20 protein-coding genes are annotated in these 21,545 nt (G+C 59.1%); 11 read left to right on the top strand and 9 right to left on the bottom strand.

The genetic code is table 11. The features are described from left to right. The first annotated feature begins 14 nt into the window (after positions 1-14). Both JF535_RS06815 and JF535_RS06810 read left to right on the top strand, forming a co-directional pair. A complete protein-coding gene (locus tag JF535_RS06815; RefSeq protein ID WP_207000608.1) occupies positions 15-962 on the top strand; it encodes an ATP-binding cassette domain-containing protein in 948 nt (315 codons plus the stop codon). Positions 963-978: 16 nt separating this feature from the next. Continuing rightward, entirely contained in the window at positions 979-1,740 is a 762-nt protein-coding gene (locus JF535_RS06810) for an ABC transporter permease (protein WP_207000606.1), read from the top strand. An 82-nt stretch (positions 1,741-1,822) separates the two neighbouring features. On the opposite strand, the gene JF535_RS06805 is transcribed toward JF535_RS06810, so the two are convergent. After that, entirely contained in the window at positions 1,823-2,473 is a 651-nt protein-coding gene (locus tag JF535_RS06805) for a TetR/AcrR family transcriptional regulator (protein ID WP_207000604.1), read from the bottom strand. Between the two features lie 245 nt (positions 2,474-2,718). Between JF535_RS06805 and JF535_RS06800 the strand changes: the two genes are divergently transcribed. Beyond that, positions 2,719-3,876 (top strand): efflux RND transporter periplasmic adaptor subunit, encoded by a 1,158-nt coding sequence (locus tag JF535_RS06800; RefSeq protein WP_207000602.1) that lies wholly within the window; start codon positions 2,719-2,721, stop codon positions 3,874-3,876. A gap of 81 nt (positions 3,877-3,957) precedes the next feature. Then, entirely contained in the window at positions 3,958-7,068 is a 3,111-nt protein-coding gene (locus tag JF535_RS06795; RefSeq protein ID WP_207000600.1) for an efflux RND transporter permease subunit, read from the top strand. A gap of 81 nt (positions 7,069-7,149) precedes the next feature. Here JF535_RS06795 and JF535_RS06790 read toward each other — a convergent pair whose 3' ends face one another. The 8 genes from JF535_RS06790 to JF535_RS06755 all read right to left on the bottom strand — a co-directional run bounded on the left by JF535_RS06790 (position 7,150) and on the right by JF535_RS06755 (position 15,413). Further along, on the bottom strand, positions 7,150-8,058 hold the full coding sequence (locus JF535_RS06790; RefSeq protein ID WP_207000598.1) for an MBL fold metallo-hydrolase: 909 nt from the start codon (positions 8,056-8,058) through the stop codon (positions 7,150-7,152). Continuing rightward, positions 8,055-8,978: a glycerophosphodiester phosphodiesterase family protein gene (locus tag JF535_RS06785; RefSeq protein ID WP_207000596.1), complete on the bottom strand. Its 924-nt coding sequence runs from the start codon at positions 8,976-8,978 to the stop codon at positions 8,055-8,057. Before JF535_RS06785 ends, JF535_RS06790 begins: the two co-directional genes overlap by 4 nt. After that, entirely contained in the window at positions 8,979-9,788 is an 810-nt protein-coding gene (locus JF535_RS06780) for a glycerophosphodiester phosphodiesterase family protein (RefSeq protein WP_207000593.1), read from the bottom strand. Continuing rightward, on the bottom strand, positions 9,789-10,442 hold the full coding sequence (locus JF535_RS06775; protein ID WP_207000591.1) for a vWA domain-containing protein: 654 nt from the start codon (positions 10,440-10,442) through the stop codon (positions 9,789-9,791). It lies immediately after the preceding gene. After that, entirely contained in the window at positions 10,439-11,986 is a 1,548-nt protein-coding gene (locus tag JF535_RS06770; RefSeq protein WP_207000589.1) for a hypothetical protein, read from the bottom strand. The genes JF535_RS06775 and JF535_RS06770 overlap by 4 nt, the downstream gene beginning before the upstream one ends. Before the next feature lie 271 nt (positions 11,987-12,257). Further along, positions 12,258-13,382, bottom strand: coding sequence for an ABC transporter permease (locus JF535_RS06765; RefSeq protein WP_207000587.1), 1,125 nt, complete (start codon positions 13,380-13,382; stop codon positions 12,258-12,260). Further along, positions 13,379-14,344 carry an ABC transporter ATP-binding protein gene (locus tag JF535_RS06760; RefSeq protein ID WP_242523742.1) on the bottom strand — a complete coding sequence of 322 codons (966 nt, stop codon included), beginning with the start codon at positions 14,342-14,344 and terminating at the stop codon, positions 13,379-13,381. The genes JF535_RS06765 and JF535_RS06760 overlap by 4 nt, the downstream gene beginning before the upstream one ends. Continuing rightward, positions 14,328-15,413, bottom strand: coding sequence for an HlyD family secretion protein (locus JF535_RS06755; protein WP_242523741.1), 1,086 nt, complete (start codon positions 15,411-15,413; stop codon positions 14,328-14,330). The genes JF535_RS06760 and JF535_RS06755 overlap by 17 nt, the downstream gene beginning before the upstream one ends. 482 nt (positions 15,414-15,895) lie before the next feature. Here JF535_RS06755 and JF535_RS06750 point away from each other — a divergent pair, with 482 nt between their 5' ends. The 7 genes from JF535_RS06750 (at position 15,896) to JF535_RS06720 (ending at position 21,444) form a co-directional block, all read left to right on the top strand. Beyond that, positions 15,896-16,489 carry a response regulator transcription factor gene (locus JF535_RS06750; protein WP_207000585.1) on the top strand — a complete coding sequence of 198 codons (594 nt, stop codon included), beginning with the start codon at positions 15,896-15,898 and terminating at the stop codon, positions 16,487-16,489. After that, positions 16,486-16,932, top strand: coding sequence for a curli production assembly/transport protein CsgE (locus JF535_RS06745; protein ID WP_242523740.1), 447 nt, complete (start codon positions 16,486-16,488; stop codon positions 16,930-16,932). Before JF535_RS06750 ends, JF535_RS06745 begins: the two co-directional genes overlap by 4 nt. Next, the gene (locus JF535_RS06740) at positions 16,932-17,351 is read left to right on the top strand and encodes a curli assembly protein CsgF (RefSeq protein WP_207000583.1); all 420 of its coding nucleotides are present in this window, start codon (positions 16,932-16,934) and stop codon (positions 17,349-17,351) included. Before JF535_RS06745 ends, JF535_RS06740 begins: the two co-directional genes overlap by 1 nt. Positions 17,352-17,477: 126 nt before the next feature. Next, positions 17,478-18,341 (top strand): CsgG/HfaB family protein, encoded by an 864-nt coding sequence (locus JF535_RS06735; protein ID WP_207003597.1) that lies wholly within the window; start codon positions 17,478-17,480, stop codon positions 18,339-18,341. Positions 18,342-18,476: 135 nt separating this feature from the next. Further along, positions 18,477-18,953 carry a hypothetical protein gene (locus JF535_RS06730; protein WP_207000575.1) on the top strand — a complete coding sequence of 159 codons (477 nt, stop codon included), beginning with the start codon at positions 18,477-18,479 and terminating at the stop codon, positions 18,951-18,953. Between the two features lie 202 nt (positions 18,954-19,155). Further along, on the top strand, positions 19,156-19,989 hold the full coding sequence (locus JF535_RS06725; RefSeq protein WP_207000574.1) for a hypothetical protein: 834 nt from the start codon (positions 19,156-19,158) through the stop codon (positions 19,987-19,989). 579 nt (positions 19,990-20,568) lie between these two features. Then, positions 20,569-21,444 carry a hypothetical protein gene (locus tag JF535_RS06720; RefSeq protein ID WP_207000572.1) on the top strand — a complete coding sequence of 292 codons (876 nt, stop codon included), beginning with the start codon at positions 20,569-20,571 and terminating at the stop codon, positions 21,442-21,444. Positions 21,445-21,545 lie beyond the last annotated feature (101 nt).

The following is a 21,545-nucleotide window of genomic DNA, read 5'->3' as shown; positions in this document are numbered from 1 at the left end:
CATAAGGGGGCCGCGTGCAATCCATCATCTCCATACAGAACGTGGGTAAAACCTACGCCGGCGGCTTTACCGCACTGAAGTCGGTGGACCTGGAAATCGAGCGCGGCGAGATTTTCGCCCTGCTCGGCCCCAATGGCGCCGGTAAAACCACCCTCATCAGTATCGTGTGTGGCATCACCAACCCCACCAGTGGCACCGTGCTGGCCGACGGCCACAATATTCAGCGGGAATTCCGCGCTGCGCGCAGCAAGATCGGCCTGGTGCCGCAGGAACTTTCGACCGACTCCTTCGAGAGCGTGTGGAACACCGTCACCTTCAGTCGCGGTCTGTTCGGCAAGGCGCCCAACCCCGCGCATATCGAGAAGATCCTGCGCCAGCTTTCCCTGTGGGATAAGAAAGACAGCCGCATCATGGCCCTGTCCGGCGGCATGAAGCGACGGGTGATGATCGCCAAGGCTCTTTCTCACGAGCCGGCCATCCTGTTTCTCGACGAACCCACCGCCGGTGTGGATGTGGAATTGCGCCGGGACATGTGGGAAATGGTGCGCGGTCTGCGGGACAATGGCGTGACCGTGATTCTCACCACCCACTACATCGAAGAAGCCGAGGAGATGGCCGACCGCATCGGCGTAATCAATCACGGTGAGCTGGTACTGGTGGAGGAAAAGCACGCACTGATGCAGAAACTCGGCAAAAAGCAGTTGACGATCCACCTGCAAAACCCGATCGACACACTCCCCCAGGGCCTAGACGCATTTGGCCTCGACCTGGCCGACGAGGGCAACCAGCTGGTGTACACCTTTGACACCCAGCGCGAGCACACCGGCATTGCCGAACTGTTACGCGCCCTGAATCAGCAGGGTATCGAGTTCAAGGACCTGCACTCCAGCGAGAGTTCGCTGGAAGAAATCTTCGTTAACCTGGTGCACCAGAACCAGCACGCGCGCCAGCCGGCCGGATGAAAAAGGAAAACCACCCATGAATCTGTACGGCATCCGCGCCATCTATAAATTTGAAATGGCCCGCACCGCGCGCACTCTGATGCAGAGTATCGCCTGGCCGGTGATTTCCACCTGTCTGTATTTTATCGTGTTCGGCACCGCCATCGGCAGCCGCCTGGGGGAGATCGAAGGGGTCAGTTACGGGGCATTCATTATTCCCGGCCTGATTATGCTGTCGCTGCTGTCAGAGAGTATTTCCAATGCATCCTTCGGTATTTTCTTCCCGAAGTTCTCCGGCACCATTTACGAAGTCCTGTCGGCACCGGTATCCGCGTTTGAAATTGTCGCCGGGTACGTGGGGGCGGCAGCGTCCAAGTCCGTGGTCATCGGCATTTTGATTCTGATCACGGCGCGGTTTTTTGTGGACTACGAGATCGCCCATCCCTTCTGGATGATCGGCTTCCTGATTCTCACCGCCATCACGTTCAGTATGTTCGGTTTTATCATCGGTATCTGGGCGGACGACTTCCAGAAACTGCAAATCATTCCGCTCATGGTCATTACCCCTCTGACGTTTCTCGGCGGGGCCTTTTACTCCATCAACATGCTGCCGGAATTCTGGCAGAAGGTGACCCTGTTCAACCCGGTGGTGTACCTGATCAGCGGCTTCCGCTGGGCGTTCTACGGGGTCTCCGATGTCCATATGGGCATCAGCCTGGGGATGACACTATTTTTCCTGCTGCTGTGCATGACCGCGATCTGGTGGATTTTCCGCACCGGCTACAAAATCCGCGCCTGAGCAACATTCAGCCACAAAAAAGCCCGCGGGCGTCTGCGCTCGCGGGCTTTTTTGTGGCAGTAAAACGCTCCCTTTCCCTTCCCTACCCCGGCTGGTAAGCGCGGGTAAATACCCGAACCACTTCCTTCACGTGCTCGGCAATCTCCCGGGGCCCCGGCGGCTCGGTGCAACCGAGCATGATCTGGATATGCCGGCAGCCACCCTGCAACATGCCAAAAAACAATTCCGACGCGCGCTCGGTATCGGGAATCTGCAGCTGGCCCAGCTCACAGGCACGGTTCAGGAAGCGGGTCATTTCGTTGCGGGTGCGCATGGGACCCGCCTCGTAAAACAGGTTGGCCATGGTCTGGTCCTGGTTGCCCACCGCGCTGATCAGCCGCATCAGCTGCAGCGAATGCTCGTGGTAGAGCATCTCGAGGAAAGCTTCACCGATCTTGTGCAGCATCGCCGCCACCGGCATCCCCGGTTCCAGGGTAAACATCACCACCGGCATCTGGCTGCAACAGCGCGCTTCCACCGCGGCAGTGAACAGGGTCTCCTTGTCGGAGAAGTGGCTGTACACCGTCAGCTTGGACACGCCCGCCTCACTGGCCACGGCATCCATGCTGGTGCCGGTAAACCCGTGGGTGAGAAACAGGTCCTTGGCCGCCTCCAGAATCGCGTGCCGCTTGGCCGGGTCTTTCGGGCGACCCCGGCTGGCGGGGGCGCTAGAGGTTGAATTTGCTTCGCTCATGCTCGTCATCGTGGCTGTCCTGCACTTCCGTCCCGCACTTCACACGGGAAATGTGGAAGCACGCGCTCGCCGCCACTGAATTAGTGGACTCACGAGTTTAATATACTTACTATACTCGCCAGTACAGAATTAGGTTCGGGCGCAGTATGGCAGACAACTGTACCAGTTTCTGCCCGCTTACCCGACCTCAGAGTCATCTTCTGATAGTCGCCATCCGTTCGCGAACCACAAGGAATGAGGTAACCATGCACCGCTTACGCCTCCTCAACACTCCACTTTTCCGGTTTTCCGGTGGCCTGCTGGCCGCTTTGCTGCTCACCGCCTGCTCCGGCCCCGAGGCCGACAATGCCACGCCGCCACGGCCGGCTATTGTGGTACACCCTGAGGCCGCCGGCAGCCAGCTCGCGGTCTACCCCGGGGAGGTGCGCGCGCGCCATGAGCCAGCGCTGGCCTTTCGTGTCGCCGGTGCGGTCACCCGTCGCCTGGTGGAGGTGGGTGACCGGGTCAAGCAGGGACAGCCACTGGCGGAACTGGATGCGCAGGATCTGCAACTGCAGAGTGACGCCGCCCGCGCGCAACTGGAAGCTGCGCAGACGGACAACCGCAATGCCAGCAGCGAACTCGCCCGCTACCGCACGCTGCTGGAACGCAAGCTGATTGGCGAATCCCAGTTTGATGCAGTGAAAGCCCGCTACGACAGCAGTGTCGCGCAACTGGAACGTGCCCGCGCCCAGTGGCAGGTGGCGGAAAACCAGGCCGCGTACGCGGTGCTCAGGGCGCCCGGCGATGGCGTGATCACCCACCGCTCTATCGACGCAGGGCAGGTGGTCAGTGCCGGCCAGACGGTATTCTCCATGGCGGCCGATGGCGAGCGGGAGGTGCGCATCGACCTGCCGGAGCATGAAGTGTCCCGCTTCGCCGTAGGGCAGCCGGTCACGATCGAGCTCTGGTCGCAGCCGGGCAACCCGGTCCACGGCCAGGTACGCGAGCTCGCCCCGGCAGCGGAGTCCGGCCTGCGCACCTTCGAGGCGCGAGTCAGCTTCCCGGCCACTGGCGCCAACGACGGGCCCCAGCTGGGGCAGAGCGCGCGTGTCTATGCGCGCACCACCCCCAGCGACGAGCACCATCGTCCCACCCAGCGTCTGCCCATGTCCGCGATTACCGCCGATGGCGCAGAGGCCTATGTATGGCGCATGGACCCGGAAAATTTCACCCTGCACAAAGTCGCAGTGACCATTGCCCGTTATGGCCACGAAACCGCCGAGGTGATCTCCAGCCTGAGCCCGGACGACTGGATTCTGTCCGCCGGCACTCAGCTGGTTCAGGAAGGCCAGCGGGTACGACCGGTGGATCGCCAGAACCGGCCCATTGAAACCGACAAGGCGCTGGCCCAGCGCTTGTAGCCGCTAATAACCGCCTGCGCACAATCAGCAACGCTTTCCCTGTGAACCTCGCCCAAGTGGCAGACGATCCGGAAACCCCCTATGCGATTCAACCTTTCCGAATGGGCGCTGAAAAACCGGCCCCTGGTGCTCTATTCCATACTGCTGCTCGGCCTGATCGGGGCCATTTCCTATACGCAACTGGGCCAGAGTGAAGACCCGCCCTTCACCTTCAAGGTGATGGTGGTCAACACCCTGTGGCCGGGTGCCAGCGCGGAGGAGGTATCCCGCCAGGTGACCGAGCGGATTGAAAAAAAGCTGATGGAAACCGGCGACTATCAGCGCATTACCTCCTTCTCGCGCCCGGGACAGTCACAGGTGATGTTTGTGGCCCGCGACAGCATGCACTCCGCAGACATTCCCGACCTCTGGTATCAGGTGCGCAAGAAAGTGGGCGATATTCGCCACACCCTGCCGCCCGATGTGCAGGGCCCCTTCTTCAACGATGAGTTCGGCACCACCTTCGGCAATATCTACGCCCTGACCGGCGAGGGTTTTGACTACGCATTGATGAAAGACTACGCCGACCGCCTGCAGCTGGCACTGCAGCGGGTGGACGATGTGGGCAAGGTGGAACTACTGGGCCTGCAGGATGAAAAAATCTGGGTGGAAATCGCCAACGCCAAGCTGGCATCCTTGGGCATTCCGCTCTCCGCCGTGCAGTCGGTCCTGCAGGCACAAAACCAAACCGCCGACGCCGGCATCGTGGAAGCGGTCAGCGACCGTGTGCGTATCCGCGTGAGTGGCCAGTTCCGCAGCGTGGACGAAATCCGCCACTTCCCCATCCACGCCAATGGACACACCCTGACCCTCGGCGACATCGCCAATGTACAGCGCGGCTTCAGTGACCCGCCCCAGCCGCGCATGCGCTTTATGGGGGAGGACGCAATCGGGCTCGCCGTGTCCATGAAAGCCGGCGGGGACATCCTGCAGCTGGGGGAACGGCTGGATGCCGCCGTGACGTCGCTGCGGCAGGAACTGCCCATTGGACTGTCGCTGGAGAAAGTCTCGGATCAGCCGGCCGCGGTAAAACACAGTGTGGGCGAATTCGTGAAGGTGCTGATTGAGGCCCTGGTGATCGTCATGCTGGTGAGTTTTTTCTCACTGGGCTTCCGCACCGGCATGGTGGTCGCGCTGTCGATTCCGCTGGTGCTGGCGATGACCTTTGCCCTGATGCATTATTTCGACATCGGCCTGCACAAGATTTCCCTGGGCGCACTGGTACTCGCGCTGGGGTTGATGGTGGATGATGCGATCATCGCCGTGGAAATGATGGCGATCAAAATGGAGCAGGGTCTCAGCCGCCTCAAAGCCGCAGGCTTTGCCTGGACCAGCACCGCCTTCCCGATGCTGACCGGCACCCTGATCACCGCGGCCGGGTTCCTGCCCATTGCCACCGCGCAATCCGGCACCGGCGAATACACCCGCTCTATTTTCCAGGTGGTCACACTTTCCCTGCTCGCCTCCTGGGTGGCCGCGGTGGTGTTTGTGCCTTACCTCGGTAACCGCCTGTTACCCGCACACAATGCCTCGTCAGCGGCGGGCCACTCCCGTAGTGACCCCTACAGCAAACCGTTTTACCAGCGGTTCCGGCGCGTTTTGAACGGGTGCCTGCGCTACCGTAAAACCGTGCTGTTGCTGACGTTGGCGATCTTTATCGGTTCCATCTTTCTGTTCCGGTTCGTGCCCCAGCAGTTTTTCCCCTCCTCCGCGCGCCTGGAGTTGATGGTGGACCTGAAGCTGAACGAGGGGTCCTCGCTGCATGCCACCGAGGAGCAAGCTTTGCGGCTGGAAACACTGCTGTCGCAGCATCCGCTGGTGGAGAATTATGTGGCCTATGTGGGCACCGGCTCGCCGCGATTCTACCTGCCACTGGATCAACAGCTGCCCGCTGCCAGCCTCGCCCAGTTTGTGGTGCTGACCCGCAGCGTGGAAGAGCGGGAACAGGTACGCCAGTGGCTGATTTCCGTGTTGCGGGAACAGTTCCCGGCGGTGCGCTCACGGGTCTCCCGCCTCGAAAATGGCCCACCGGTGGGTTACCCGGTGCAGTTCCGCGTGTCCGGTGAGCATATCCCCGAGGTTCGCCGGATCGCCCGGGAAGTGGCGCAGGTTGTGCGCGGCAACAGCGATGTGGCCAACGTGCACCTGGACTGGGAGGAACCCAGCAAAGTGGTGAACCTGGCTGTGGACCAGGCGCGCGCACGTGCAATGGGCGTCACCAGCGCATCACTGTCCCGCGCGCTGCAGGGTTCCCTGTCTGGCACCCCGGTGGGCCAGTACCGCGAGGACAACGAGCTGATCACCGTGGCGGTGCGCGGACAGGCGCAGGAGCGCCAGGCGCTGGCACAGCTGGGCAACCTCGCGGTGCAAACAGACAAGGGGGGCGCCCTGCCACTGAACCAGGTGGCCACCCTCAAATACGGATTTGAAGAAGGGGTGATCTGGCACCGCAACCGCCTGCCCACGGTCACGGTGCGCGCAGACATTTACGGTACCCAGCAGCCGGCCACCGTGGTCGCCGCCATCTGGCCACAGCTACAGGCGCTGCGCGATGCGCTGCCGCCGGGTTATCTGCTGGAGGTGGGCGGCAGCGTGGAAGAATCCGCACGGGGACAGGCATCGGTCAATGCCGGTATGCCGCTGTTCCTGCTAGTGGTGTTTACCCTGTTGATGCTGCAACTGCGCAGCTTTGCCCTGTCGACCATGGTGTTTCTCACCGCGCCGCTGGGCATCATCGGCGTCACCCTGTTCCTGCTGCTATTCAACCAGCCATTCGGTTTTGTGGCCATGCTCGGCACCATTGCACTGGCCGGAATGATCATGCGCAATTCGGTGATTCTGGTGGATCAGATCGAGCAGGATAAAGCCCAGGGGCTCACGCCCTGGGAGGCCATTGTCGAGTCTACCGTGCGCCGTTTCCGCCCAATTGTGTTGACCGCACTCACGGCGGTGCTGGCGATGATCCCGCTGTCCCGCAGTGACTTTTTCGGCCCCATGGCCGTTGCCATTATGGGCGGTCTGATTGTGGCAACCGCGCTGACGCTGCTGTTTTTGCCAGCACTGTATGCAGCCTGGTTCCGGGTAAAGGCCCCGACCGAGGCACCGGGTGTGACACCGGAGGGTGAACCGTCGCCCGCGGCCGCGAGCGCTTGACTCTGCAAACCTAACGAGCTTGCATAAAAAAAAAGGCAAAGCACCTGCGGTGCTTTGCCTTTTTTTCACGTGCGGTGCGTACTACTTTTGCGTGAGCGATTCGTAGACGAGACCGGTCCAGATGTCCGGCTTCATAAACCCCTGGCCGTACTTCTCGTCAAACTCTTTGGTGGGCTTGGCGGCAATCACCTGCTCCTTGGTGTTTCCTGCATCCACCAGCGTCTTGATTTTGTTGCGCAGGCGCACCAGCAGATCGTGATATTGCTGCAAGCCCTGCTTGTCGGTCAGCGGGCCGTGGCCGGGAATGATTTTGGTATTCCCATCGGCCATCTCCAGCACCTTGCGCGCATTTTCAATCACCCCATCGACATTGCCACCAGCTGAGATATCAATGTAGGGGTAGCTGCCGTTAAAGAAGGTGTCGCCCATATGAATGACATTGGCATTCTTGAAGTGGATGATTGAATCCCCATCGGTGTGCGCCGGCCCCACATGCTGTACCCGCACTTCATCTCCGTTCCAGTGAAAGGTGGTGGCATCGGTAAAGGTGATCACCGGCAGGGCTTCCGGCGGCGCGGCCGGTGTGGTGCGGTTCCACAGCTTGGTGAACTGCTCGGTGCTCATGCGCTTGCGTACATTTTCATGGGCCACAACCAGGGCGCCGGCCTTACCCATATTTTCGTTGCCGCCGGTGTGATCCCCATGCCAGTGGGTGTTGACCACAAAACGCAGTGGCTTGTCCGTCAGCTTGGTAACCTCGGCGAGAATTTTCTCACTCAGGGGCGCAAACTGGTCATCGACCAGAAAGGCACCATCGTCTCCCACAAACAGCGCCATGTTGCCGCCCGCTCCGGTCAACATGTACAAATTTTCGGATACCGTCTGCGGCTTGATTTCCACGTTGGAGAAATCCCGCTGCGCATGCACGGGCATGGCGCTCAGCGCCAGCAGGCCCGCGGCCAGTATTCGTTTCAGTAGCGGCGTGTTCATTGGTTCATCTCCTCAAACTCTTCCAGTTCTTTTATCAGGTTGATCAGGCGGTCGGGCCTGTCGGTCATTATCCCATCTACACCGTGCCCAATCAGGCGGCGCATATCCGTTTCTTCATTGACGGTCCACACATCTACGCGCACACCGTGATTTTGGACCTGTCGCACGGAACTTGGGCCCACCAGCGTGATGCCTTCGTAGTGCGGGGGAATATGCAGGGCCTGGTAACGGGGGCTCAGCAGGTGAAACAGCCGCAGCCAGGACGCCGCAGCGAACATCTTGACTTCGTCGGAGCCAGCTCCGGTTGCCACCTGCGGGCATACCTCCCGCATCTCGTCCACCGCCTGCTGATGGAAGGACGATACAATCACCAGGCTGGTTTTGTCATACGCGTTGAGCTTGCGACACAGGGCGCGCGCCGCCTCCGGGTCGGGCGTTTTCAACTCGACGATCATCGGGTAGCGGGGATAACGCTGGAACACCTCATCCACCGTGAGAATACGCTGCGGGTTGTCGCGATAGGGAAAGCGGGTGCCGTCCTGGCTCCAGTGGAAGGCGACGTTCAGCTGCTGCAGCTCCGCCAGAGTTTTGTCACGGATGGGCCCCTGCCCGTCGGTAGTACGGTCCACCGTTGCATCGTGCATCAGCACCAGCGCATCGTCCGCGGTGGCGTGTACGTCCATCTCCAGAACATCCACCTTCATCTCCGCCATCTTCTGCAGGAATATGGCGGTATTGCCCGGATACAGGCCGCGGCCAGAATCATCCGCATGGGCGATCACCAGCGGCCGGTGAAAACCTTTGCTCGGATGGGACGGGAATTGCAAACCCGTGTCGGGCGCGGGGCGCGCCGCAAGATAGCGCCAGCCCACAAAAATCAGCAGGGCGAGTAGCAGGAGCAGCAGTAAACGCTTGATCATTCATTCTCCCAGAATGGATAACAGTCTGTCCGGGCGATCGGTCACGATACCGTCCAGGCCCAGGTCGATAAAGTGCCGCATGGGTGCGGGCTCGTTCACGGTCCACACCGAAAGATGCAGACCACAGCGGCGCGCTGCCCGCACAAACCGCCGGGTAAATACCGGCAGCCCGTAATAACGGGACGGCAGTTGCATGGATTGGTAGGCGGGCGCGAGCCACCGCTCGGCGGCCACCAGCTGCGCCGCGTAGAACTGCAGCGCTTCTGGCAGCGTGGCCCCGGTGTTTACCTGCGGGCACAGCCTGCGAAATTCGCGAATCACGCCGCGATGAAAGGACGACACGATCACCCGCGCCTCACATCCCGCGCGGACGATGGCCCGCTGCAATGCGCTGGCCGCACGGTGGTCCTTGTTTTTCAGCTCGATGATCATGCGCGCGTTGGGGAATTCAGCGAACACTTCATCGATGGTGACCAGCGGTTGCGGGCTATTGCGATAGGGATAGGCCTTGCCATCCGGTGACCAGTGGTAAGCGGCGTTCAGGTTTTTCAGCTCCGCCAGGGTTTTGTCGGTGACCGCACCGCGGCCGTCGGTGGTGCGCTCCAACGTCGGGTCATGCAGCAATACCAGGTGACCGTCAGCGGTGAGGTTCAGGTCAATCTCCAGCGCATCCACCCCCAGCGCCAGCATCTCGCGCAGGTACAGCAGGGTATTCCCCGGGTACAGGCCACGCCCGCCTTCATCCCCATGGGCAATGATCAGAGGGCGGGGCTTGATCCGGGGCCAGCAATCAGAAGGGTTCAAATGCATTTACGGCAGGATTTTTTCCAGCCGCTCCAGGTCGTTGACCACGCGCCAGCTTCCACCGCCCTGCTCTACTCTTTCCTGCCACTGCTGCAGGCGCCCAAGATATTCGCTAGGGTCGACGTTGTCGCTATTCAGCTTGGTAACATTCAGGGCCACCAGGTCAAACCCGTTTAATGCCAGCGCGAGGTCGCGGTTGTAGCCCTCTTTTATCTCTTCCTTCAGGTCGGAAAAAATCAGGATGGTTTTGCGACCCGGCTGCTTTTCGTTCAGGAACTCCACCGCCTGCAACAGGCCGCCGGTAATATCCGTATACGCCGCCGGCTGTGCATTTTCCACAAAGGCATCAATACGTTGCTGGAACGCCTGTTTCTGGCGATTGGCAACACTGGGGCGATCGTCAAAGGTCACCTTGGCATGAATATTTTTCTCACTGAAACTGCCGGTATTGATGCTGGCCACGGCGAAGGTGTCGCCAGGATTCAGTCGCGCGAGGGTAAAATTGATGACCTGCTGCGCCTTACCCAGTTCTTCGGTATAGGTGCCGGAGGTATCGACCAGCATGTACACCCCCTGGTTACGCGCCACCGGTTCACCGCAGCTGGATAATACGGCGCCCAGGCACAGACCGATCAAAAGAATGCCGAAGATCGACTTCATGATGGCTGCTCCTGTAACGATGACGGCACTGAAGTTTTTGCAGCGGGCTTGGTTGAGGATTTAGCTGAGGATTTTGTTGCAGACTTGGTTGAAGACTTAGTTGACGGCCGGGCGCGCGTGGTCGGCGCAGCCTTGTTCTCGGTAGCGGCGTTGCCCGCTGTCATCACAGCCCGCTCACGCCACTGCAAAATACGCGCTTCCAGCCACAGCGGGAAAAAGATCACGATGTCGTAGGCGCGAACCAACAGGGTTCCGCTACGCAGAATACCGGTGCCGGCAAGGCGTAACACCACCGACAGCACGCGCAGGACAAACGCCGCGACCAGTCCGATGACGGTACGGGTGGACGCGATAAAGTTTTCCAGCGGAATGGCAACAAACGTCAGCGCGAACGGCAGGATAAATCCCATCCCCATCTGTGCCGCGGTGGTAATCCAGAAAACACCACCTTCCACGCTGGCAACCTCGGCACCACGCAATTGTGCACTGACCGCCAAATCTTCCTGCATCAGGATTTCACGCATAAACGCGAGTCCCGCTTCAATGGTGGCAAGGAAAAACAGTAAACCAAAGGCGGCCCACATCATACGCATGCGCAGTTTATCACTGAGCGCACCGATCACCGGGAACAGCCGCGTGATGCGCAGGCACTCCATCACAAAGAGTCCCATAGTGATTTCCACCAGGATAATCACCAGCGCGGAAATATCGGCAATCTTGAAATTGCCGATATAACTGGTTCCCCCCACCATCTCGGTCATGGGGCGGGCAATCAGGTGGAAATTGATCAGCGCACCGCCAACGGCAATGGCGAGCACAAACGCGGAAATGAAAAACTGGCTGAGAGAGGAAGAAGAGAGCATGCGCTGCGCGCGGTCACTGCCCTGGAGAATCTCCTCGTAGCGCGCCATGTGCCCGTCCACCGTTTTTGCGCGCTGCTGGACGGTGCTCACCGTCCTGTTGACCGCACCCAGGCTTTTCAGGATCGAGCGCCATGCCGGCATCATGCGCTTCAGTAACAGGTGGCGCTCCCGCGCTGATTCCCGATAGGCCTCCAGTGCCTTGCCTTCCGCCTTGCGCATGGAACCGTGGATGGTTTCCAGTACATCGCCGACCACCGAATCCTGCTTGGCCGGGATTTCTGCCACCGCCTGGATCGCCTTCGCCCAGCTGGTGGGTTCCGGCGGCACTTCCGCACTGCGCACATAGTCTTCATCGATGGTGGTGAGCTGCTCGCACAGTTTGCGGTGCAGCGCCGGATACTGGGCCAGCTCCTTTTTCATGGCCCCTTCGATACGCTCAAACTCGCGTTCGATATGCCGCTCCGTCGCCTCGCGCCCTGCCGCCAGCAATACTTCGCGATTGCGCAGCTGTAACCGGTGCTCCGCAGCCGCCACCGCATTACCTGCCAGGCGCAGGGATTGATGAAAAAATCGCGCCAGTGCGTAGATCCCCTGATGCACCGGTCTGCGAGCGAGAAACAAGGCAACCAGTGCAATCACGAACCACAACCACGGTGGCAGGCTCTGGAAGATTTCGGTCATGGTACAGCTTCCTCCCTTGCTGATAACCAGCAAACGTTAACGTGTGTACAGACCCGACCTCAGTCTTGTAGCGAACGGGTGGCGCTTATTGGCACCCGGAAATGAAAATGAACCCCAGCATCGAATCAAGATCCTATCAGGGGCGGGCGGCGGTTTCCTTTATGGTGTCACAAATACGGGGAGAAGCGGCGCCGCGAACCACTGTTTGCCCGCGCGCGAGAGGCCGTACGACGCAGAAAATATGGAGAAGGACGCTTTACGCGCCAAAATGTCAATCGAGCCGCTTGCGGAAGCGGGTAATGGCGAGCGTCATCATCACCAGAATAAACACCAGCAGTGCCAACAGATCCGGCCACAGCTCGATGATATCCGCCCCTCGCAACATGACGCCGCGCACCAGGCGAATAAAATGCGTCAGCGGCAACAGCTCCGCCAGCCATTGCGCGGCCTTTGGCATTCCGTCAAAGGGAAACATGAAGCCCGATAACAGGATGGACGGCAAAAAGACGAACAACGTCATCTGCATGGCCTGGAACTGGGACTGGGCGCGGGTAGAAATCAGCAGCCCCATCGCCAGGTTGGCGAGGATCAGCAGTACCGCCGCGATATACACATCCATCAGGCTGCCGCGGATAGGCACCTCAAAAACCCACTTGCCCAGCAGCAGAATCAGGCTGGTCTGAATCAGGCCAATCAGCCCGTAGGGCAAAATCTTGCCAATCATCAGTTCCGAACTGCGCACCGGCGTCGCGATCAGCAGCTCCATATTGCCCCGCTCCCGCTCGCGCACGATGGCGACCGCGGTAAACATCACCATGGTCATGGTGAGGATGATACCGATCAGCCCCGGCACGATATTGATCGCCGAAACCCGCTGGGGGTTGTAGAAGCTGACAATGCTCACCGGACCGGACGCCAGGGGTACCGACGACTGGCGGTTGGGCAGCCGGGTATTGTTCTCAGGCGGCGGCGCACCCACGGGAACCTGGGCCAGCTGGGCAGCGGCGCTTTGCACCACGGTGTCGCTGCCGTCGACCATGATCTGGATGGCCTCCTGCCCCAACGCCAGGCGGCGCTCGTAATCGTACGGCAGGAAAACTCCCACACTGATCTCTCCCCGCCGCAACAATTCCACCAGTTGCTCGGGGGTGCTGGCCTGAGCGACGGGTTCGATCACCCCGGTGGCCAGCATATCCATCACCTGCTGGCGGGACGCACTGGTATGGGACTGGTCGGCGATGGCCGCGGGCAGGTGGCGCAGATTGAGATTGATGGCGTAGCCGAACAACAGAAGCTGCATGAGGGGAATGCCCACAATCATGGCCAGGGTCATCCGGTCGCGACGCATCTGCCGGAATTCCTTGACCAGCACGGCCAGCAGGCGCCGCCCGTTCACACCCGGTGCTCCATTGGGTGCGTGGCACCCGCCGCCTGCCGCTGGGTCACGGCGACAAACACATCCTCGAGACTGGGTGTGACCGGCCCCACGTCTGCGCGTACGCTTTCGGCCGCCAGGGCGTTTTCGATATTCTGCTGGCTCCCGCGATCCGCCGCCAACAGCACCCGCAGGCTGTTGCCAATCTGCGCCGCACTGATCACCCCAGGCACTTGCCCCAAGACCTGCTTGGCGCGGTGCTGCTCCCGGGTTTCCACCAGCAGCGTGCGGCCACTCAGGCCTTCGGTGAGCTCAGCGGGACTGCCATCCGCCACCAGCCGGCCGCGATCGAGAATCGCCAGGCGGTGACAGCGTTCCGCCTCGTCCATGTAATGGGTAGACACCAGAATGGTGGTGCCGGCCTCAGTGAGTTCGAACAGCTTTTCCCAGAAATCCCTTCTGGATTCCGGATCCACCGCACTGGTGGGCTCGTCGAGAAACAGCAGTTGCGGACGATGAACCACCGCACCCGCCAGTGCCAGACGCTGCCGTTGCCCGCCGCTCAAGGTACCGGCGAGCTGGTCTTCGCGGTCTTCAAAATGATACTCAGCCAGCAGTTCATCGATGCGCTGGCGGGCCTGGCGCGAGGGGATATTCTGTACCGAGGCAAGAAACGCGAGGTTTTCCCGCACCGTCAAATCGGTAAACAGAGAGAATTGCTGGGTCATGTAACCGATATGCTGGCGAAGTGCTTCTGCCTCGGCAGGAATTGCCAGCCCCAGCACCTCGATCTCTCCCGCGCTGGGGGTCAGCAACCCGCACAGCATGCGGATACTGGTGGACTTACCCGAGCCGTTGGGGCCGAGAAACCCGTAGATCTGGCGATGCCCCACGGTGAGGTTCACATCATCCACTGCGCGCAGGCGACCAAAATGCTTGCTCAGGCCGCGGGCACGTATCGCCACCTCACTTTTCGCCATCATAGGGCCCATATTGGTCGGGATCTTCGGTGGCGGGAAGCGCCGGGGGTTCGTCCTCGGCGCTCTCTACCGGGGCAGACTGGGGCGTGGGATTCGGCTGGCCATGAAACTCGCCATCCGGTACTGGCGCGCCCACGTTACCGGAAAAGCTGGCGCGCAGTGGCAGGCCCGCCGGCAATTGTGCCGCCGCTTTACCCAGCTGAATCTCCGCGATATAGCTCAGGCGCGTCACATCATCGCCAGTGAGCGCGTAATAGGGGGTAAAACTCGGTGCATTGCGCACCATGCGCACACGCCCGGGAAAAGGCCCCGCGCGCCCCGCTAACCGCTCCGCCTCACCAATACCTTCGAGAAAAACCTGTGCCTGTCCGTCTACCTGCACGCGCAAGCGCATGGATTGGGGCACATACACCCGCGCGTACGGAGCAGCGCCGGTCAACAGCACCGCCAGTGAGCCCCCGAGGGGCGCCTCATCACCCAGCTTGAAGGGGATGCTGTCCACAATACCGGGGCGCGGCGCACGCAGCGTGAGCTTTTCCAGCAATACCCGCTGCGCCTGTGCTTGCGCTCGCGCCTCGGCCAGTGCCGCGCGCCCCTGCTCAATGTCTTCTGGCCGCGTACCGCGCTCCAGCTCCAGCAACTGCTCGCGCGCCGCGCGCACCTGGGCCTGGGCAGTTTCCGCTGCCGCCTGGGCCCCATCGATGTCTGAGCGGGATGCGTAGTTTTTCTTTCCCAGAGCCACAATTCGCTGATAGTCGGCCTGGCGATCCCGCGCCTCTGCCTGCGCCGCTTCGAGCTCGGCTCTGGCGCGCGCAATCTGTTCCTGCCGCGGGCCGTCGTTCAGCGCTTGCAGGGCGGCACTCTGCTGTGCGACCGCGGCTTCCGCCGCGCCTAACCGGGCCAGGGTTTGCTCCGGGTCCAGCTGCAACAGCACCTGCCCCGGGGAAACGCGCTGTCCCTCGCGCACATGAATGGCCACGATTTTTTCCGCCGCCGGCGCGGGGAGTGCAATCCGATCCCATTCCAGTGTGCCGAGCGCCACCTCATCCGGCTCGGTACAGCCAGCAAGCAAACATAAAAGCGCCAGCGCGCATATGCCTGTTACCAGGTACCCCAGCTGGCGCCGAAAAGCGCTTCCGCCTGAAGATCGGATCAACCTGACTACCCTACCGAAAATTAAATGCGGTCGCCCGGCGACGCACAGCAACATCATCCTAGGATGCCCTGATCCATGGAACTGCATTCCCGAAGATTATAAAAAATAAAAAACCGGGAAAAACAATTATTAAAAACTGCGTTTTTAACAAAAAATATTCTGAAATGACTGTCACCTTATTTAGCAGTAGTTACCCGGTTCCCGTCTACACTCCATACAAATTTCTCAAGGAATGAGATTTTCCACTTAAGTGGGCTGACGCAGGTTCCTCCAGCCGGGAATAACCGCAAGTATTCCCAAACAAGAAGTCACAGGAGGAGCTTTCTTTGGGGCTCAAGCGCCAGCACCCGGTCTTCACCTCATTCCGCAAGCGTCCTTGACTAATTATGGGGTCATCTATGCCGATTCTCTTTTTGAGCGATTCCGGCCTGCACGGGGACTTGCTGTTCTCACTCGTATCTGAATCATTGCCAAACAGCTGGGAAAAAGCCGAATTTGGCAAGCAAAAGCACTGTCTCAAAACCTACGATGCGATCATCGTCAACTGCTTCGGGCTCAACACCCAGTCCTCGCCCGGCACTGAACTTCAACACCTGAGAAGTATTGACCATCCCCGGGTGCTCCTGATCAACCTTCCCAATGACATGCCGTCACATATCAGCAAGCCGCTGGAAGAGCGCAAGTTTGTGTTTCTTTGCGACAACCGCACCGGGCAGCAGGAACTGCTTAAAAAACTCTCCCTGGGTATTCAGAACGCGCGCCAGCCCGGTGATACGGAATCACGTTCCCGGCTACTGCTGACCAAGCGCGAGCAGGAAATCCTCGCCCAGCTCACCACCGGGGAACCCAACAGTATTATCGCCTCGCGCCTGCACTTGAGCGAGCACACCGTCAAAAACCATATGTACAACATATTCCGCAAGATCGGTGTCAAAAACCGCCTGCAGGCGAGCAACTGGGCCAAGCTGCACCTGGAAGCCGAACGCATATGAATTCCCTGCGAACCGGTGTGCTGTTGTGCATGTTGCTGGCCGTTACCGCGGTCGCGCAGGAAGACAGTGGCACCCTGGAAGAATCCGCCGCGGCAGCAAGCAGCGCTGGCATCGAGGAAGAGATAAGCGGGTTCAATATTGACCAGACCATTACCCGCACCGGTCACGATTTTGCCCGGTTCATGAGCGAGTATCGTAACCTGAATTATCCAGACAGTGATTACAACCTGACGATTCAGGAAAGACCGTCGGCACGCTGGGGCAACCTCATCTGGATTACCTACAACAACAAAACCGTGTTTCGGCGCTTTATCAGTCCCAGCACCAACAATATTCGTCAGCTGGCGGAGGAAGCATCAAAAATGATTCACGAGATGGTGCTTCAGGAAAAAGTCCGCGCAGCGTTTACCGACCACTTTGACCTAGGCAAGGATGAACTCTGATGAAAACCATAAAATCGGCGAGTCTGCTACTCGCTCCGGGCCTTGTACTCTGCAGTAACCTGGCACTCGCCACCGAGCTGGTGTATGAGCCGCGCAATCCAAATTTTGGCGGCAACCCGCTAAATGGTGGCTACTTGATGCAAAACGCCCAGTCCCAGGACGACAACGAAGACCCCGACAATCCCGCCGACCTGTACCAACAGCCCAGCGCGCTGGACCGTTTTACCGACTCATTGGAAACCCGGCTGCTCAACCAGTTGCTCACCGACGTGGGTGATGGCAACAGCGGAGAGCTGATCACCGACGACTTTATCGTCCAGATCGTCGACAACGATGGTGTGTTGACTGTCCTGATCACCGACCGGGCCACGGGCGACAAAAGTGAAATCATCGTCAGCGGTCTCAACCCCACCAATTAACCCGACACCTGTAAACAGAAGACACTGAAAACCAAAAAAGGAAGCAGCTTTATCAGATCCCACTAGCAGCACCATGGACTGATCCGCAATCCCGAATAATCGCGAATAATACTGGAGACTAGCGTGATGTTTACAAGAGGTTCCAAACTTGTCACCGCCCTGTCATTTATGCTCGCCATAAGTGGCTGTACTGCTGTCAAGAAAACCGGTGATGCGCTGTTTGGCCCCGGCCTGCAAGATGCACAATTGACGCCGCGCAACAATACGTACCGCGATCTACTGGGGCTCCCACAGCCCAAGGGGAAAATACTGGCAGCGGTGTACAATTTTCGTGACCAAACAGGCCAGTACAAACCTGCCCCCTCCAGTAGCTTTTCCACGGCGGTAACCCAGGGGGCCGCCTCAATGCTGATGAATGTGCTAAACGAATCCGGTTGGTTTATTCCGCTGGAACGCGAGGGGCTGCAGAATCTGCTCACCGAGCGCAAGATTGTACGTGCCGCACTGGCAAAACCCAACGCGCCGGAAAACAATACCATGCTGCCGTCGCTGGTTGCCGCAAACATTCTTATCGAGGGCGGCATCGTTGCCTACGACACCAATATCCGCACCGGGGGCGCCGGTGCGCGCTATTTTGGCATTGGTGCCGATGAGCAGTACCGGGTAGATCAGGTTACCGTCAACCTGCGGGCGGTGGACATCCGTTCCGGCCGGGTGCTGCATTCAGTGCTCACGTCAAAAACGGTTTATTCCAAGGCAATCAGTGCCGACGTCTTTCGCTTTGTGAAATTCAAGCGACTGCTGGAAATCGAGGTGGGCACCACCACCAATGAGCCCGCGCAGCTGGCCATGCTCTCAGCGATGGAATCCGCCGTAATTCACCTGATCAGCCAGGGGATTGTTGCGAATTCCTGGGCTCTCGATAATCCGGAGGATATCAATAATCCGGTATTGCAATATTACCTGAACGAAGGCACCGCCATTCTTTAGAGTGACGGTGCAGCGCACAGCCCTTAATAAGGACAATTTCAAGAGAGACGATTCATGTATTTACGGCCCGCCAGCCCAGTCTATTCATTGCGCCTATTTACCCTCACGGTCGCCCTTCTGGCGACCGGACTCGCAGTGGCTCAGGAGATCGACGGCAGTGCCGGCGAGCTTGCCACAACCAGTGAACTGGACCGTCCACTGTTTGGATACTCGGTAGCGAATGTAGCGACTATCTATCAGGTCGGTAATTTCAACCACGTTTCTGCGCAACAACTCGGCACGGTGAACTTTCTTTCGGTGGATCAGGTGGGCTTCAGTAATCTGCTGATCACTCGTCAGGCGGGTGAGGGCAACAGTACCATCGCCAGTCAGTCCGGGGATAGCAATATCGCCGCGCTACTGCAGGCGGGCTACGAAAATTTTATCCTGCTCGAGCAGGTTGGTTATGCACACAAGGCCGACATCAGCCAATATGGCATGCGAAATTCGGCATCCGTCGAACAGATCGGGCTCTATCACAATGTCACGATCAACCAGCGCGGCAGCGGTTTGAGTACAGCGGTCACCCAGACCGGCGTCTCCATGACGACCACGATCAATCAGTACGATTGAAAGCGCCACCGACCTCCCCTTTTTGACCATTCCAGCTAACGGGTCTGCCATGCCACTGTCGCCACTCATCGCCTCTCTGCAGATACGGATACGGTTACTAACACGGTTACCGGGTGTGTCTGCTACTCGCCGGCCAGATGTTGTCAGTCCATGTGTCCGTAATGCGTTGTTCGCACTGGTTACAGCGTTGCCGGCGTATGCCGTGGCACAGCAAAACTCTGTCTACCAATATCAGGAGGGGCTGGATAACTTTGCGGCCACCCAGCAGCAGTTCGACGGCACCCGCGAAAACACGCTGGAGCAGGAACAGGCAGGTGCGCAAAATACGGCGGAAGCCACCCAGCAACAGGAGACGGACAGCGCCATTTACCAACAGCAAAACGGGGCCTTTAACGAGGCCCTGGTGCAACAGCAATACGGCAGCGGCAACGAGATATACAACGTGCAGGTAGGCACAGAAAATCGTGTAACCAGCCTGCAATCCTCAACCTACGGTAACCTCGCCAGAACTCGCCAGATCGGTTTCGGCAACGAAGCGGGCACGGTTCAGCTGAATGGGAATTTTAACGATACCCGCATTAGCCAGGCCGGTATCGGCAATGTCGCCGACACGCTGCAGAACACCGGCTTTCATCTGAAAAGCACGACCGATCAGCAGGGGAACGATAACACGGCGTCTGTGCAGCAAAGCGGCGTCGATCATTTTTCCGCGGTGGTGCAACAGGGGGGGTTCAACAAGAGCACCGTACAGCAATCGGGTGCCCTGCAGGAATCTGAACTGCTGCAGGACGGGCTGGCCAACCAGGCCTATCTCACTCAGGAAGATGATGGCAACCAGGCCAGCAGTGATCAGAACGGGAATTTCAACCAGGTAGTGATCCGTCAATCGGGCGCCATCGGGCTGGGCGGTAGCCACCGGTCAGTAGTGAGTCAGGTTGGTACATTCAACGCCACCGCGATCTCGCAAAACGGTATTTCCGCCAGTGCCACCGTCACCCAGTTCGGCACCGGCAATTCTGTTTCCCTGTCCCATTGATTCAGGGCCTTCCGGCCCAGCAATGCGGCGCTCTCATTATCCAGTCACCGGGATCAATCGCTCAGTCCGTTTACCCGCCCCGCCAATGGACTCCCCGCCTATTTTCACAGAGCCGCCCCTGACGGTTCGGACGCCGTAGAATGTCTCAGGCGCCAAAAAACCGTTGTTTGGTTATGAAACCCCGGATTCCGGACCCATTATCGATTAAAAATTATACTTTCTTCCTACTTTTTCACCACTTCCCTCCTATAGCGCCACCCCCTGATACCAGCAACACTCAATAACAAGATGATCAATTTTTGACCTTACCGGTTATTTTTCAAACTTACTGAAAACTGAGAACTCGTGACAGCCCATCGCCAACTGCGGAGGTCCCGCTGAACTGGCAATCGTGCGCCCGCTGGAAATGTTACGAGACATGAAGAATTCGGTGATGAGGCCCCGCGCAGAGGCACGGATCAACGCCCACAGTCGCGCCGCTCACACCTGACCCAATATGGCACTTCTTTTTTCCGTGCCATAACTAATCAGCACCCCCGGGGCTGGTTGTACTTAACGTCCGAAGTAAAGGAGCAACTCATGAAGACGTTTTCCCCTATTGCCGCTGCCATTCTGCTGGCTGTAAGTGGTTCTGCCTTCGCCGCAAACAATACAGCCAACCTGACCCAGGTTGGTGTCGGTAACAATGCCACCGCCGACCAGACCGGCCCGACCACCAATGACAACACCATCAACCAGGTTCAGTTAGGCTTTTTCAACAATGCCTATGCGGAACAAGATGGTGAAACCAGCAGCCTGATTAACCAGACACAGGTGGGTGTAGCGAACAATGCCTTCTCACTGCAAACTGGCGGCCTGCTCAACAGCGCCACTATTTTGCAAGCCGGCGCGGTGAACAACGCAACAACGGTCCAGCTGGCTTCCGGTCTGTCCTCTGCATCTATCACTCAAGTGGGCTTTGCCAACAGCGCGCTCGTGCTGCAAGCGGTGAGCCTGCTGAGCTCCGCATCCATCACCCAGGCGGGCCTCGGCAACACGGCCACTGCGGTCCAGGCTCTGAGCCTGCTGAACTCCTCCAATATCAACCAGCAGGGTATTGCGAACAACGCAGACTCTTTCCAGGCGGGCATCCTGCAAACCTCTGACATGACTCAGGTGGGTATTGCTAACGATGCTGACACTCGTCAGATCGGCCTGTTCAACGATGCCGATATTCTGCAAGTTGGTTTTGCCAACGAAGCGGATGTTTCTCAGCTGGGTGCCGCCAACTCGGGCACTACTGCGCAGTTCGGCTTCCTGAACGACAGCTACATCGGTCAGGTAGGTATTGGCCTGACTGCCACCACCACCCAGATCGGTGGCGCCAACAACGTACTGGTGGGCCAGATCGGCTTGGGTGACACCGCAACCTCTCTGCAGGTTGGCTTCGGCAACAACGGCCTGATCCTGCAGTAATCCTGTAGCAGCGGTTCAAGCAGCGAGCGGCTTACCCAGCCGCTCGTTGCCCGTCCCTTCTCCAAGCCAACCCACTCCCGCTATTTCAAACAATTCCTTAC

It is taken from the genome of Microbulbifer salipaludis (genome assembly GCF_017303155.1).
Lineage (GTDB): Bacteria > Pseudomonadota > Gammaproteobacteria > Pseudomonadales > Cellvibrionaceae > Microbulbifer > Microbulbifer salipaludis.
This window is presented reverse-complemented; position numbering and strand designations above follow the sequence as displayed.